This window comes from Aquibacillus koreensis, from assembly GCF_025154055.1.
Lineage (GTDB): Bacteria > Bacillota > Bacilli > Bacillales > Amphibacillaceae > Aquibacillus_C > Aquibacillus_C koreensis.
In genome coordinates this window covers 85917-101284 of the sequence record NZ_JAOALK010000047.1, presented here as the reverse complement: position 1 = coordinate 101284, position 15368 = coordinate 85917, and the positions used below count along the sequence as shown (strand labels likewise).

At 37.8% G+C, this 15368-nt stretch carries 12 protein-coding genes and 3 riboswitches; of the genes, 1 reads left to right on the top strand and 11 read right to left on the bottom strand.

The features are described 5' to 3' along the window. Positions 1–21 precede the first annotated feature (21 nt). From purK to NYQ66_RS13540, 4 genes are all read right to left on the bottom strand, one after another. The gene (purK, locus tag NYQ66_RS13555) at positions 22–1152 is read right to left on the bottom strand and encodes a 5-(carboxyamino)imidazole ribonucleotide synthase (RefSeq protein WP_259870208.1); all 1131 of its coding nucleotides are present in this window, start codon (positions 1150–1152) and stop codon (positions 22–24) included. Beyond that, positions 1139–1630 (bottom strand): 5-(carboxyamino)imidazole ribonucleotide mutase, encoded by a 492-nt coding sequence (gene purE, locus NYQ66_RS13550; protein WP_259870207.1) that lies wholly within the window; start codon positions 1628–1630, stop codon positions 1139–1141. Before purE ends, purK begins: the two co-directional genes overlap by 14 nt. Positions 1631–1874: 244 nt before the next feature. Then, positions 1875–1974, bottom strand: a riboswitch (purine riboswitch). Between the two features lie 69 nt (positions 1975–2043). Beyond that, a complete protein-coding gene (locus NYQ66_RS13545; RefSeq protein WP_259870269.1) occupies positions 2044–2271 on the bottom strand; it encodes an NETI motif-containing protein in 228 nt (75 codons plus the stop codon). Beyond that, positions 2237–2857, bottom strand: coding sequence for a DUF2179 domain-containing protein (locus NYQ66_RS13540; RefSeq protein ID WP_259870206.1), 621 nt, complete (start codon positions 2855–2857; stop codon positions 2237–2239). Before NYQ66_RS13540 ends, NYQ66_RS13545 begins: the two co-directional genes overlap by 35 nt. Before the next feature lie 191 nt (positions 2858–3048). Between NYQ66_RS13540 and NYQ66_RS13535 the strand changes: the two genes are divergently transcribed. Beyond that, positions 3049–3483 (top strand): Hsp20/alpha crystallin family protein, encoded by a 435-nt coding sequence (locus tag NYQ66_RS13535; protein WP_259870205.1) that lies wholly within the window; start codon positions 3049–3051, stop codon positions 3481–3483. 322 nt (positions 3484–3805) lie between these two features. On the opposite strand, the gene NYQ66_RS13530 is transcribed toward NYQ66_RS13535, so the two are convergent. The 7 genes from NYQ66_RS13530 to NYQ66_RS13500 all read right to left on the bottom strand — a co-directional run bounded on the left by NYQ66_RS13530 (position 3806) and on the right by NYQ66_RS13500 (position 15319). Next, positions 3806–5113, bottom strand: a complete 1308-nt coding sequence (locus NYQ66_RS13530; protein ID WP_259870204.1) for an NCS2 family permease — start codon at positions 5111–5113, stop codon at positions 3806–3808. 109 nt (positions 5114–5222) lie between these two features. Beyond that, positions 5223–5325, bottom strand: a riboswitch (purine riboswitch). A gap of 142 nt (positions 5326–5467) precedes the next feature. Then, on the bottom strand, positions 5468–7006 hold the full coding sequence (gene guaA, locus NYQ66_RS13525; RefSeq protein ID WP_259870203.1) for a glutamine-hydrolyzing GMP synthase: 1539 nt from the start codon (positions 7004–7006) through the stop codon (positions 5468–5470). 147 nt (positions 7007–7153) lie between these two features. After that, positions 7154–7255, bottom strand: a riboswitch (purine riboswitch). A gap of 32 nt (positions 7256–7287) precedes the next feature. Continuing rightward, positions 7288–9516 (bottom strand): DUF4129 domain-containing transglutaminase family protein, encoded by a 2229-nt coding sequence (locus NYQ66_RS13520; protein ID WP_259870202.1) that lies wholly within the window; start codon positions 9514–9516, stop codon positions 7288–7290. Continuing rightward, on the bottom strand, positions 9516–10781 hold the full coding sequence (locus tag NYQ66_RS13515) for a DUF58 domain-containing protein (RefSeq protein ID WP_259870200.1): 1266 nt from the start codon (positions 10779–10781) through the stop codon (positions 9516–9518). The genes NYQ66_RS13520 and NYQ66_RS13515 overlap by 1 nt, the downstream gene beginning before the upstream one ends. Continuing rightward, positions 10781–11743, bottom strand: a complete 963-nt coding sequence (locus NYQ66_RS13510; RefSeq protein WP_259870199.1) for an AAA family ATPase — start codon at positions 11741–11743, stop codon at positions 10781–10783. The genes NYQ66_RS13515 and NYQ66_RS13510 overlap by 1 nt, the downstream gene beginning before the upstream one ends. A gap of 659 nt (positions 11744–12402) precedes the next feature. Next, positions 12403–13770 carry a TrkH family potassium uptake protein gene (locus tag NYQ66_RS13505; RefSeq protein ID WP_259870198.1) on the bottom strand — a complete coding sequence of 456 codons (1368 nt, stop codon included), beginning with the start codon at positions 13768–13770 and terminating at the stop codon, positions 12403–12405. A gap of 181 nt (positions 13771–13951) precedes the next feature. Beyond that, positions 13952–15319, bottom strand: a complete 1368-nt coding sequence (locus NYQ66_RS13500) for a TrkH family potassium uptake protein (RefSeq protein ID WP_259870197.1) — start codon at positions 15317–15319, stop codon at positions 13952–13954. Positions 15320–15368 lie beyond the last annotated feature (49 nt).

The following is a 15368-nucleotide window of genomic DNA, read 5'->3' as shown; positions in this document are numbered from 1 at the left end:
GTGTTTCCTCCTATATACTTGTTATACTTTTTCTATTTGTATTGCATCATCTATGATCTGTTGTAATTGTTCTAATTCGTTAGCTACAAAAGTGATGTGCCCCATCTTTCGTTTAGGCTTGTTTTCACTTTTTCCATACATGTGGATTTGTGCTCCAGTTAATTCATCGATTTTTTGCATGTAAGGCTCTACATCTTCTCCAAGTAAATTGACCATCACCGCTCCTCCATGGAACAATACTGGTACTAATGGCAACCCACAAATGGCTCTTACATGTTGCTCAAACTGGGATACATTACACGCTTCTATTGTATAGTGACCAGAGTTATGTGGCCTCGGTGCCATTTCATTTATATAGATAGCATCACCACGAACGAACATTTCAATCGCAAATGTCCCAACGACTCCAATACTTTCTGCAATCACCTTTGCTGCATCTAGTGCTTTTTCATGTACAAGCATTGGTACACGTGCTGGTACGATTGTTTTCGATAAAATATGGTGTTTGTGTTCATTTTCAGCTACTGGGAAGAACGTAATGTCACCATCCAACCCTCTTGTTAGCACAACGGAAACTTCTTTATCAAACACTACCCATTGTTCTAAGATACAACGACCATTCTTTTCAACAAATTGGATCGCTTCCGCTACATTTGCTTCTGTTTCAATCTTTAGTTGGCCTTTTCCGTCATATCCACCTCGACAAGTTTTTAAGACAGAAGGAATACCAATTTCCTTGATTGCTTCTTGTAACTGCTTACCATCTGTGACGATTGCAAAAGGTGCGATAGGTAAGCCATTTTCTCTCAATAATGTCTTTTCATCTTCACGATCTTGTGTAAACCGAAGTTGCTTTGAACCTTGTGGAAGCAACCCTTTTTCTTGTAAATAATTCGCTGACTCTAGATCAACATTTTCAAACTCATAGGTCACGACATCACACTGTGCAGCCAATTGTCTGATAGCTTCTTTATCAGCATAATCAGCAATAATGTGGTGATCACTTACTTGAGCGGTTGGACAATCTTCTGTCGGGTCTAACACAACAATCCGGTAACCCATATGTTTTGCTGCAGTTGCCATCATTCGACCTAGTTGGCCCCCACCAACGATGCCAATCGTAGATCCATAATACAATCTATTTTGTCGCAAGTTGGTCCCTCATTTCATTTACCTTTTCTTGTAATTGATTTTGATATGCTTGCAACCTATTGGCTACATCTTGCTCAAACGCGCCAATCATTTGGGTTGCTAGGATGCCTGCATTTTTTGCGCCAGCTTCACCTATAGCTACCGTTGCGACAGGTACACCACCCGGCATTTGCACAATCGATAGTAACGAATCTAATCCGTTTAATGCTTTAGACTGTACAGGTACACCTATGACTGGCAGTGTTGTTTTAGCTGCAATCATTCCTGGTAAGTGCGCAGCTCCACCTGCACCTGCGATAATAACGTTCAGTCCTTTTTCTCTAGCAGTCTCTGCATAAGTAAACATATCATCAGGCGTTCGATGTGCAGAAACGATTTCTTTTTCATAGGAGATTCCTAGTTCATCCAGTACGTCACATGCATGCTTCATCGTTTCCCAATCCGAGATACTGCCCATCACGATTCCGACTCTAGTCATAAAACCCCTCTTCCCCTGTTATGTATTTATAACAAATTATCTGATAATTGTTTTCGTAAAAAAATGCCTATTCATCTCATGTTGAGAGAAGATGAATAGGCATACGTCATTTCATATGCATCCGTAATAATCACTGTAGTGGCATTCGATGACTCGAAACATCATCGCGAAGGTTCACATGTATTCCTTGTTATATTTTCTTACATAACTTGGAGGCACACGTATCCCTAATACATGGCAAATACAATGATTCATCCTCCCTCATAGTCCATCATTTACGGTGACGGGTAGAAACGATCGGGCCATATCCCCGAAATTATATGAGGTTAACGTATAATCTTAGTGCATTTCTATGATAACAAGTATTAGGGAGTTGGTCAATAAAATATCGAACAATAGTTTATAGGTATTTTTTATTGTTCGTGTTTTGCTAGTATTGAATCAAAGATCACCTTTCTTCCCACCGGTTCGTAGGTCTTTTGTCCGTTTTGTTCTATTTCTTGAAATACAGGTTCTTCTACCCTTCTAACCGGGGTGTATCCTTCCTGCTTAATTCGGTCTAGACACTGGTCTATTGATTCATTTTCTTGTAACTCAAACCTTTTCTTATTCCTTTGGTTTTGCGTTTGGCTCTTCGACAGGTTGTTCGGTTGGCGCTTCTGTACGTTCTTCTGTTTTTTTGGCATTTTTAAAAAGGCGTCCTTTCTTTACCTGTTTGACCCAAAAGCCGCCGTGAATTTGTTTTGGCTCATACGCAATGATAAATGCTTTCGGATCCAGTTCTTTTATCGCTTCATATAACATTAACTCATATTTCCTCGGTGTCAATATTTGCATCGATAAACGATCCCCTTCCATACCATAGGCATAACTGCTTGTAACGCCATACCCTTTATCACGCAGCTTTTTAGTAAATTCAATATCAGGGTTAGACGAGATCACATTGACTGTAATGTACCCAAGCGCAAGTTTTTCCTCAATTTTAGACCCAACGATTACACCGATCCCATAACCGAGTGCATAGGCAATTAAATTCTCAATACGATCAAGATTACTCAACACTAGCCCTAAACCTAACGTGTAAATGGTAATCTCGAACATCCCGATCATTGCAGCTATGTATCTTCTTCCTTTTAAAGTTAAAATTACCCGTAGTGTCGATAAAGATACGTAAACCACATTAACTAACAAAATAATAACGATCATAATAAAAGCATTTTCTAACACATTAAAAGCCTCCTACTATTTGTTAAAACCTAGTTTTTCTCTATTTCACTTGTTGTAATCATCAAATCTAGGTATTCACCCATATAAAAAGTTATGCATACACTATATCGTATTCTATTCCTTAGCGCCAAACATTCAAAACCGCTTCCTCTGTCCATTTCAGGAAATTCGAGGTAAGAAAGGAGAATTATATGGATCCTTTTCGTAATATGAATGACTGGAAAAAGAACATGGATCATTTTTTTGGAGATACTTTTTGGAACGAATTTGAAGATGTACTTAAGCCACCTGTACCCCAGATTAATTTGTACAAATATGAAAATGAACTAATCTGTTATGTTAATTTACCTGGTGTAAAAGATCTAGAAAAAGTAGATGTATATGTTGATTATGCAACATTGGAATTAAAAGGCATGATTGATATTAATCACGAGAGCGGCGAGGTTATGAAAAACGAAATCATTCAGGGTATGTTTGAAAGAAAAATTGAGCTTCCCTATCCAGTAAGAAGTGATAAAATCCAAGCCACCTACCAACATGGATTACTCGTGCTGCAATTGCACCGGTTAGTGAATGATGGGACGAAAAAGAATCGGTTGGAAATACGGAATTTGGAGGAGCAGTGAGTAGTCTAATAGGTTCACTACCACGGCTACTTTTCTGGTGGTGACAGTTTCAATGGACGGACATTTTTTCCCTTATTTTCTTCTTTTCTTATTAATTTAGACTACTTGCGGACATTTATTCCGTTATTCCTTAGAATTGCTATGAAAATCCCTTCAAAATCAGGAAATAGCGGAACATATGTCCGCAAGTATTATTAAAATGGTCATTTTGGTGTAAATAAAGGAATAATTGTCCGCTTAAAAACTGTCTGAGTACATCTTATACATTAAGAAAATCAAAATAAAAAGCCTTGGCCAGTCAGCCAAGGCTTTTTCCATCTATTTATTCCGCTAAGAAAATGAAGTACAGGATAAAGATCACGAACAATCCCCACATAATTGGGTTGATTTCTTTGGCTTTCCCTCTTACTACCATTGTGATTGGATAGAATACAAATCCCATCGCGATACCTGTTGCAATACTATACGCAAGTGGCATAGCAATGACAGTCAAGAATGCAGGAACAGCAACTTCAAATTGATCCCATTCAATCTCTTTTAACGCAGAACACATGAGTACACCAACAATGATTAACGCAGGTGCCGTTACAGATGATGTAACCATACCTAATAGCGGTGAGAACACAAGTGCTAATAAGAATAATGCAGCCGTTACGATTGACGCAAAACCTGTACGACCACCAGCACTAACACCAGTTGTAGACTCTACATATGAAGTAGTAGTAGAAGTACCAAGCGTTGCACCAACAACTGTTGCAGCAGAGTCAGCGAATAATGCTTTGCCTGCACGTGGAAGTTTATTGTCTTTCATTAAACCAGCTTTATTTGCTACAGCCACTAAAGTACCAGCTGTATCAAAGAAGTCAACGAATAAGAATGTAAGAATAACAACTAGCATTTGAATCGTAAATACATCACCTAAGTGTAGAAACGCTTGACCAAATGTTGGCTCTAAGCTTGGAACTGGACCAATGATGTCATTAATGCTTGTCGGATATGGTACTTGACCAAAAAACATACCAACAATCGCAGTTATGATCATTCCATAAAATACGCCTCCTTTGATATTCGCAGCAAGAAGGATTACTGTCACGATAATACCAAAGATTGCAAGTAATGTAGGACCAGCAGATAAATCACCTAAACTAACTAATGTTGCATCATCATTAACAATGATCCCTGCATTTTGGAAACCAATAAATGCGATGAATAAACCAATACCTGCACCAACCGCTAATTTTAGGTTAGCTGGAATTGCATTAATTACTTTTTCACGGACACCTGTAAGGGTTAAAACAATAAAAATAAGACCTGAAACTAAAACCCCTGCTAATGCTGTTTCCCATGGAATTTCCCATCCAATAACTACTGTAAAAGCAAAGAACGCATTTAATCCCATGCCAGGTGCTAATGCAACTGGATACTTTGCAAGAAGACCCATGATTAACGTACCTACTGCTGCAGCAAGTGCTGTTGCCGTAAAGATTGCACCTTGATCCATACCTGTTGCAGATAACAGGTCAGGGTTAACGAACAAGATATACGCCATAGCTAAGAATGTTGTAACACCAGCCATGGATTCCTTACGATAGTTCGTACCTAACGCATCAAACTGGAAATACTTCTTCATGAATAAATTCCTCCTCTTTTTATGTCGCATTTTTTAAGAAAGCACAAAAAGCACCCCTGGAAATACCAAGAGTGCTACCTTTACTGTCGAAGAAACGAAAAAAAACAAAAAATATATCGTTTATCTTCGTAGTCAGACCAATTTACGGTAGTCCGGTAGAAACTCATGGGCCATATCCCCATCATTATACGACGATATTTCTATGAAATTATGATTACAAAATCTATAATACTAGGTAAATGACACATAGTCAATACGAAAAACGAATGTTTTTATTTGGAAATTACCTAACGTTCGGTTATTAGAACAAAAACAATAGACCTCCTAACTCGAAAGGTCTATTGTTTACTCACTCTATTCCCACTCAATCGTTGCAGGTGGCTTACTCGTAATGTCATACACCACGCGATTGATGTGATCGACTTCGTTTACGATTCTTGTTGATATTTTTTCAAGTACTTCCCACGGAATTCTAGCCCAATCCGATGTCATTCCATCGATCGAAGTTACGGCACGAATCCCAATTGTATAATCATATGTTCGCGCATCACCCATTACACCGACACTTCGAATGTCAGGTAATACGGTGAAATATTGCCAGATGTCACGGTCTAATCCAGCATTTTTGATTTCTTCTCTTAAAATTGCATCAGATTCTCTAACAATCTCGATTTTTTCATCGGTTACCTCGCCTAACACACGGATCCCTAGTCCTGGACCTGGGAATGGTTGTCTCCATACGATTTCCTCTGGAACACCTAACTCTAATCCCAGCGCACGAACCTCGTCCTTAAACAACGTATTTAATGGCTCAATAAGCTCAAATTGCATATCTTCAGGTAATCCACCTACGTTATGGTGGGATTTGATCGTTTGAGCTGTTTCTGTACCACTTTCTACAATGTCTGTATATAACGTGCCTTGTGCTAAATAGTCAAAGTCCTTAAGCTTTGCAGCCTCTTCATCAAACACATAAATAAATTCATTTCCGATGATTTTGCGTTTTTGCTCCGGATCTGAGACACCTTTTAACTTGCTTAAGAAACGGTCTTGCGCATCAATTTTGATAATATTCATATGGAAACCATCACGGAACGTTTCCATTACTGTGTCTGCTTCATCTTTTCTCAATAAACCATGGTCGACAAACATACAAGTAAGTTGATCACCAATTGCTTTATGAATAAGGGCTGCAACCACAGATGAGTCTACCCCACCACTTAATGCACAAAGCACTTTATTGGATCCTACTAGTTCACGAATTTTTTCTACTTCTTGATCTATAAAATTCGCCATTGTCCAGTCGCCTTTACATTCACAAACAGAAAATACGAACTGTTTTAATAAGTCGTTCCCATATTCCGTATTTCTTACTTCTGGGTGAAATTGAACACCATAGAAGTGACGTTCTACATCACTCATCGCTGCTACTGGAGTAGACTGACTAGTCGCGTCAATCGTAAATCCTGCAGGTGCTTCAATAATTTTATCGCCATGGCTCATCCAAACGGTTTGCGCATGTGGTGTTCCTTCAAACAGTTTTGCATTTGCTGTTACTTGAATGTCTGCTTTCCCATACTCTCTTTCGTTTGCTCTTCTTACATTTCCACCAAAGTGTTGCGTCATCAGTTGCATACCATAGCAAATTCCTAGGACAGGAATACCTAAGTCAAAGAGCGCTTCGTCACAACGAAAACTATTCTCTCCATATACACTATGCGGGCCACCTGATAAAATAATACCTTTTGGATTTATTTCTTTAATTTCTTCTGCTGTTATTCTGTGCGAGTGTAATTCACTATAAACACCAAATTCTCTAATACGTCTAGTAATCAGTTGATTATATTGACTACCAAAGTCTAATACTAGAATCATTTCGTTATTGAGTTCCATGTTTTCATCTCCTTATTTATGTAACCTACCATCAGCCTTTTATTGAAAGACTGTTTGATAAGATTGTTGTCTTTAACAAAACTTTGCCCAAACAGCCTAAAGAAAAAGTGATTTCTGTCTGTACATATACAGAGAAAGACAGAAATCACCGTTGATACCTGCCTTCATAGTCAGAACATTTACGGCGTTCTGGTAGAAACTTTCGAACCATATCATCGAGTATATATGAAGGAATTTTTCATTATTAATTTATATTATTCTATCAATGTGTCTATATCCGGTCAAGACAATGAACGCTTAATTAAATTTTCCCATAATTCACTCATTTTGGACCAATGCTCTGAACTCGCTTCATCTCTATATAAAAACCGTTCATAGTGATGCGTGAAACGACTCATCTCATTTGACTCAAATATTTTATCAATCATTCTAGCATATTCTCTTAGTGTTTGATCTTTATTTCTTTTTAAACCTTTGTGATCTAACACTTTTAATAAATATTCATAAGCATCCTGATAAGCTTGTGCATCGTGTCGTTTCTTATAACGGCTAACCAACCATCTGGTAACCCAACGATATCTCGTCAGATAGAGCAGGCTCGCTCCCACTGCTAATACAACTCCTGCAACAACCCATCCCCATATAGATGCACTGTCTTGACTACTGCCATTTGGAGTATAGCCAGTTTCAAAATCTTCAAATCCTGGAGGGACTCTTGGGTCAGCTGCACTAGTCTCTTCTTCCGTTTCATCCTCCGTTGTTTCTTCTGTTTCCTCTGTTTCTTCTTCTTCTTGCTCATCATCTATCGTAGCAGAGGCTTCTTCATAAAAATCAACCGGACTACTAAAACCTCTAGTAGGTTCAAAAGGAACCCATCCCACATCTGGAAAATAAACCTCTACCCAAGAGTGTGCATTTGCGTTACTCACTTCATAAACAGTTAAGTCTTGATTAGGTGCTTGTTCATCAGCTTGTTGGCCACTCGTAAAGCCTTTTACCCATCGTGCTGGTATATCGAGTGTACGCAACATAACAACCATCGAGGTAGAGAAGTTATCACAATAACCAATCTTCGTATCGAACAAGAATTGGTCAACGTAATCCTGGCCATCCTCTGGTACTGCCACTCCATTTGTTTCATAATTGTATCCATTGCGATTAAAATAGCTTTCAATCGACTTCACCATGTCGTATCTCGTTTGATCGTCTACAACCACGTCTTCAGCTAATGCACTTATCCTTTCAGGTAAATCATCTGGTAACTGCAGGTATAAATCACTTATTTCTTCAGGATCTTCTTCACTCGAAGTTATGAGTTTGTCTAAAGAAAAGGATGGATAGCTATAGTTGATTTGATAACCTTGCCCATTATCACGGAACTCTCCACCTTCTGATTCGATCGTTCCCGTTTCTCTGTCCACTAAATACTGAACCTGTTGATTACCCTGAATAGATGTTAAACCATAAGGATAGACCACTTTTGATAGATTTGCGTCATCTTCAAACCGGACCATTGCTGTTAAATCTTCCGTCTCAAGTGAATCATTAAACATTTCTAAATCAATTTGGTCGTTATCTTGTTCTTGTAGGTCTAAGTCTGTAGATCTCTCCCACCCAAGGCCAGTATAAAGATCTTTCGATTCAATTCTCCAATAGTGACTTTTGTTAACAGCCGCTTGGAATACAGGTGAATTATCAACGACAAAGGACCCACCTAAGCGAGAATCGTTTTCTCCGTAACCTGATTTTTGTACTGCATTTCCACCCCCACTACCAAATCCAGCATGCTCTGCTGTGCTAGTGAAAAATGGAACAGGGTCTGGCCATTGCGGGTTAAGCTTTGGCGATGCATAACCAATCACCGTAGATGAAAAGATAACGACAAACAAAGGAATAAACCACAAGGCTAATTTCTTTACATTCACTTGTTTAATCGCCTCTCTCGTAATCTCTTTCGATATACTAGAGATCCCCATTGCGATTAATGAAATGATAAACGTGCGTACGATCGCAGCGTTTGCACTATACGTAGTAAACGTATCTAGGATGGTTAAATAAACAAAGGTTAATAGAATGAACAAGAAGATTCGATTTGCAACGACAAACCAATAGTATAAGAGATAACTCATTAACCATAACAAAACTAAAAATAGGACACTTCGGAACAAAGGCGTCATTTGATACCATTGTTGATTAAGAATGACCTCCATATTAAATGTTGCATGCATTTTTAGTACGATAAACCAAGATTGACTAAACATTGCTTCCGAAATAAATAAACTATCGATGATAAACAACAGACTTATTAATTTCAACAAGCTTGATAGCCACCATTTAGGTCTAAGTATGGAAATGAAAAAACAAAACGCCGCGTAGATGACAAACACCGACAAACTACCTGTATCTGAAATCGTATCTAATGGTCGTAACCATTCCCAAAACAACAGAAACCCACACAGGTAAATAAGAGATGAATAAGTAGCTTTACTTTTTTGCGCTAGATTGTCCATTACATACTCACCTCGATTTCGGGCTTGGATAATTGCTCTTCCATTAATACATTCATGACGACCCCTTTTAGCGATAATTGATGGATGTACTCTTTGTCTAATCGGGTCATCTTTGAAGCAGGTTTTATTAGGAAAACAATTACTTGTTTACTTTTTCGTCGTAAATGAAGCAGTGCCTCCACCATATCTTGATCCACGTAAGTAATCACAACCATCGTCATGATTCCTTGTGGTATTTTCTTATATTCTTGCATTAACTGGAGCGGGAACGGCACATCTCCTCTTGGCTGCACTTTTGCTAATAAGGCATTCATTTGTTCATTCTTGCTAGGGTCTTGACTAAACGGAAAATACACTCTTTCCTCACCAATGGCGATCAGTGACAATTGCGAAGATTGATTCCGCATCGACTTAATAATAGAAGCTGTTAATTCTACACTTGCCTCAAAACTTATTTTGTTCTGCCCTTCATACGCCGTGCTGTCCATAATAAGTAATAACAAGGAGCTTTTCTCTTGCTCAAATTCCTTTGTCATCACTGCATCTTTACGGGCAGTTGTTTTCCAATCTATCCAGGAAAAACGATCACCTGGCATATATTCGCGCACACCAGAAACGACATTCGTATTTTTATGATTCACTGTATAAGCAGGCGATGCACCTTCATCGAAACTGTTTACTTTTTCTTTTAAAGACACCTTTCGTTGGTGTGGATACGCAAGAATATGATTATTCACCTGATACACACAGTCTTTTTTTATAAAACCAAAAAAGTCACCTGTTTTAATTCGAATAGCTTTCATGTGATGTTCTCCACGCGGTATATTGTTTAGCGTATAATTTACCGTCATCGTCCGCTTAAACCATGGAAAGATGAGCTTCTTTTCCATTCTTTTTATCGATAGCCTGGTAGGATCAGTCATATATTTATATTGGTTCCTACTTATACTCTCATACTGTAGTGATGCAGGAAAATACTCTTCAACAACGAGATAGGCAATCGGGAAAGCAAAATTTCTAGTAATCTCAATTTCTACTTGTATATGATTACCAGATTGTACAACATGCTTCGGTATTTTTCTCTTTACTGTCCATGTTGAAATGGGATAGAGAAGTAAAAGAAAAAGGTATAAGATGATAGGTAAGAAGCCATAAAAGAGGAACCAACTTACAAAGCCACCTTGGAACATTGCATACGTATAAAAGATTGCAAATAGGAGCAATACCTGGCATAGTTTTAGAGCAAAAATAACTTTTTCTTTCATTAACGAAATTCCCTTCGTACAGGGATTGCTACTTTTTCTAGTAATTCTTCAATCACATGATCTGTACTAACGCCATCAAATTTCGCCTCTGAGTTAAGAATAATGCGGTGGGTCAACACAAACGGCGCTAAATATTTTACATCGTCCGGAATGACATAATCACGGTCATGAATGTACGCATATGCCTTCGCAGCCTTCATCAATGCAATCGATCCACGCGGACTTACACCTAAATAAACAGAATCATGGTCTCTTGTTGCAGTGACCAATTGAACAATATATTGTTTCACATTCTGATCGATAAACACTTCTCTTACTTGGAGTTGCGCTTCGACTAGTTCATCCTTACTCATAACAGCCTCCACTTGATGAATTGGATGCTCTTTTGACGTACGGTCTAGCATTTCTAGTTCCTGTTCTGGATTTGGATAACCCATTTTTAATTTTAAAATAAACCGATCCAATTGCGCTTCTGGTAAAGGATACGTCCCCTCGTATTCAATTGGATTTTGCGTTGCCATAACGAAAAACGGTTTCTTTAAATCGATTGTTTTACCATCAACTGTCACACTCATCTCCTCCATTGCTTCCAATAAAGAAGATTGCGTTTTCGGCGACGTACGATTAATCTCATCCGCAAGCACCACGTCACCTAAGATCGGGCCACCTCTAAACTCAAATTGAAGTTCTTTTGGGTTATATATAGATACCCCAGTAACATCTGACGGAAGTAAATCTGGAGTAAATTGGATTCGCTTGAATTCACAGTCTAGTGATTTGGCAAGTGTTCGAACTAGCATCGTTTTCCCAACACCAGGAACATCTTCTAACAAAACATGCCCTTCAGCCAGTAATGCTACTAAGCTAAGTGTTGCAGCCTCATCTTTTCCGATCATTACTTTATTTATATTTTTTAACACTTTACCAACTTTGGAATTATACAGGTAAGTCTGTTGCGTCATTCTATCCATGCCCCTTCCATATTCTGGTTACTACATTTACACAAATATCCTTATTATAACTATACTACATGAGGGTGAGGGCAATGCAAGCAGATTGGATAGGTAATGGAGGAAATTTACGGATAATTTATAATTCTGAGACAATTGAACAAGTACTGCAGTTTTACTATAGAGTGCGCCGTCACGCAAAGATAATGAGTGCATACAACGCAAGCGGTCATGAGATCCCTTATTTTCCTGTTTTTGGTCAATTTTGATTTTAAGCGGTCGTACAGTACGCTATTTTACCAAAATCTCATCGAAACCAATGCAATTAGGGCAAATAACGGATCTGGTGACCGGCAAAATTTGATAATCTTGGATTTTAAGTGAATAACGGATCTCATGACCGCCAAATTGACCTTATATTTCTGAGCGGCTGTGAGAGACCTTATTCTTTTGTTTTAGACTACTGTTGAACCCAAGCGGCTATACAGTACGTTATTTTAACAACTTGCCGCCAAGATCAACCTTATTAGCCGCTACTTATAGTTACAACGCAATTTACATCAAATCCGACATAATCTTTATGAAATGAACTGAATTAAATAAAAACAGGAATTCTCTATCCAAGCTAGCTATGTGTCGCTAACCAGAAATGGAATTCCTGTTCCTATATATTAACCAATAATCACTTTCTCTGATGGATAACGGAAAACATCTTTTGTGCCTTTTCCTCTTAACAAGAATAAGAACGAGAAGATGCCGATACGACCAATAAACATCAGAAGCATGATAACGGTTTTTCCAAAGGTTGATAGATCTGGTGTTATGCCCATGGATAAACCGGTCGTTCCAAAGGCGGAACAAACCTCAAATATGATAGCCAAAATAGGAAGGCTCTCCGTCGTAGCTAAAATGATTATCGATGAAATGACCAATAAAGATGCTGTTGAAATAACAATAAAGGAGCGCGTAATATCTTCTTGGTCAATTTCCCTTCCAAATACTTTGATACTAGAGTTACCTTTGGCGTAGTTATAAATAGAAAGGAGCATGATAGCAAAGGTAGTTGTCCGAATTCCACCACCCACACTGCTTGGCGATGCCCCAATAAACATCAGAACACTAGTTAGCAATAAGGTTGGTAGGGAAAAATCATTGACATCCATTGTTGACAAGCCCCCACTACGAGAGGTAACGGACTGAAATAGACTATAGAAAAACGTCTCATGCCACGTTTTGTCTGCAAAGAAAGCATTCCGTTCCAGCAGGAAAATCAATAACCAACCAATAAGTACTAATCCAAAGAAGGTAAAAGTAGTAAGCTTTGTAAATAAAGAAAAACGATACGTTTCTCCATTATCTTTAAACATTCCTTTTAGCAATTCTTGAATTTCAATAAGAACAGGGAAACCTATCGCCCCAAGAATAATCAAGATAATATTAATAAACTGTACGAAGTAATCATTTGCAAACGGCATTAAGGAAGACCCCGTAATATCAAAACCACCGTTTGTTGTTGCACTAACAGCTCCAAAAAAACCATGCAACAATGCCTCTTGCCATGTATCATAATAAGTTAAAAAATAAGTAGATAAAATAATCGTTCCTACGAGTTCAATAAGCAAAATTATCTTAAATATTTGAAGCATCAATTTTACTAATCCAGATAATGTTTTACTATTTTGGTCTACCCTAATTAGCTGTCTGCCTCGGAGGCCGATTTTCTTTCCAAGTAATACCCATACGAATGTTCCCATGGTCATAATTCCGATTCCACCAAATTGCAAAATAACTGTGATCGCAATTTTTCCGTAAGCATTAAATGTCTCTGCAGTGGAAACTACCGTTAAACCAGTTACACTAATAGCACTTACCGCAGTGAATAAAATATCGATAAAGGTAAGATCCACACCGTCTTGATGAAAGATGGGCAAGCTTAACAAAAGTGTAGAAAATCCTACAGCCAGTAAATAATACAACACAATCAGATGTATCGTTGTTAGTTGTTTTGAGAGTTTAAATTCTTTAGAAAATAAATGCATGAAAAAGCTCCTTGACCTATAATCACATCAAACTATTTGTAAGTTTAACACAAAAGCAATCTGTTGGGACATTAATTTTTATGATGTGATTGGCGAGTACACCCCTATTAGTATAAACATCATTAAAGCCAAAAAAACACCCACAGATGAATATCTGTAGGTTTGCAGTAGTTTTATTAGATTAACCAATAATTATTTTTTCAGTTGGATAATGGAAAATGTCTTTTGTGTCATTCCCTCTTAACAAAAATAGGAAGGAGAATATTCCAATTCTTCCAACAAACATAAGAAACATAATTATAACTTCTCCAACTGTAGATAAGTCGGGAGTTATTCCCATCGATAACCCTGTCGTCCCAAAAGCAGAAGTTACTTCAAATATAATGGCTATAGTCGAGAAACTTTCTGTCGCTGATAAAAATATGATGGCTGTACCACATAAGATACCAGCTGTAAATATGACGATAAAAGATCGCATAATATCTTCTTGGTCAATTTCCCTTCCAAATACTTTTATACAAGTGTTGCCTTTTGCATAATTGTATATAGCTAATAGCATAATCGCAAAAGTAGTGGTCCGAATCCCTCCACCCACACTACTAGGGGAAGCACCAATAAACATAAGGATGCTAATTATCAGTAACGTAGGGTCTTGAAATTCACTAACATCCATCGTCGCAAGTCCTCCATTCCGGGTTGTGACCGACTGGAACAAACTATAAAAAAGGGATTCATGCCATGTTTTATTTGCAAAAAACGCATGTTGCTCGAATAGATAAATCATCACCGCGCCAAAAAGTACTAAGCCAAAAAAAGTTGTTGTTGTTAACTTGGTAAAAAGAGAAAAATGGTACTTACCGTTTTTAAGTTTGTTTTTCCCTCTTAACAGTTCCTGGACTTCAATTAAAACAGGGAAACCGATCGCACCTAGTATTAAAAGGAGCATATTAATAAACTGAACAAAATAATCGTTTGCAAATGGGATTAAAGAAGAACCAGTTATATCAAAACCCGCGTTTGTTGTCGCACTAACTGCAGCAAAGAATCCTTGTAATAAAGCTTCCTGCCATGTTTCGTAGTACATTAAAAGATAGCTTGATAGAATCACAGTACCAATTAATTCTATGATTATAATTATTTGAAGGATTTTTAACATCAACTTTACTAACCCTGAAAGAGTCGTCCGGTTTTGATCAATTTTAATTAATTGTCTTTCTCTTAACCCAATCTTCTTTCCAAACAATATATAGATAAATGTTCCTAGAGTCATGATCCCTATCCCACCAAATTGCAACACAACAGTAAGCGCAATCTTCCCGGCAGTATTAAATGTATCTGCAGTAGAAACTACAGTTAAGCCTGTTACACTGATGGCGCTAATTGCAGTAAATATTGTATCAAGAAGAGATAACTCCACTCCTGTTTTATGCAGAAAAGGTAAACTTAGTAGAATCGATGAAAAACAAACTGCCAATACATAAAAAAGTACAATTAGATGTATGGATGACAATTGACGTCTGCTTTTAAATTCTTTCCTTTTAAATATCATCGTATATTCCCCCATATATTGTATCCACTTATGCATTCTCGTTTGTCAT

Bases quoted from the DNA above. Each gene is read 5' to 3' on its own strand.
- NYQ66_RS13515 (WP_259870200.1), bottom strand. From the start codon at position 10,781: ATGAAAGAAAAAGTTATTTTTGCTCTAAAACTATGCCAGGTATTGCTC.
- NYQ66_RS13535 (WP_259870205.1), top strand. From the start codon at position 3,049: ATGGATCCTTTTCGTAATATGAATGACTGGAAAAAGAACATGGATCAT.
- NYQ66_RS13510 (WP_259870199.1), bottom strand. From the start codon at position 11,743: ATGACGCAACAGACTTACCTGTATAATTCCAAAGTTGGTAAAGTGTTA.
- NYQ66_RS13500 (WP_259870197.1), bottom strand. From the start codon at position 15,319: ATGATATTTAAAAGGAAAGAATTTAAAAGCAGACGTCAATTGTCATCC.
- NYQ66_RS13520 (WP_259870202.1), bottom strand. From the start codon at position 9,516: ATGGACAATCTAGCGCAAAAAAGTAAAGCTACTTATTCATCTCTTATT.
- guaA (WP_259870203.1), bottom strand. From the start codon at position 7,006: ATGGAACTCAATAACGAAATGATTCTAGTATTAGACTTTGGTAGTCAA.
- purE (WP_259870207.1), bottom strand. From the start codon at position 1,630: ATGACTAGAGTCGGAATCGTGATGGGCAGTATCTCGGATTGGGAAACG.
- NYQ66_RS13505 (WP_259870198.1), bottom strand. From the start codon at position 13,770: ATGCATTTATTTTCTAAAGAATTTAAACTCTCAAAACAACTAACAACG.
- NYQ66_RS13530 (WP_259870204.1), bottom strand. From the start codon at position 5,113: ATGAAGAAGTATTTCCAGTTTGATGCGTTAGGTACGAACTATCGTAAG.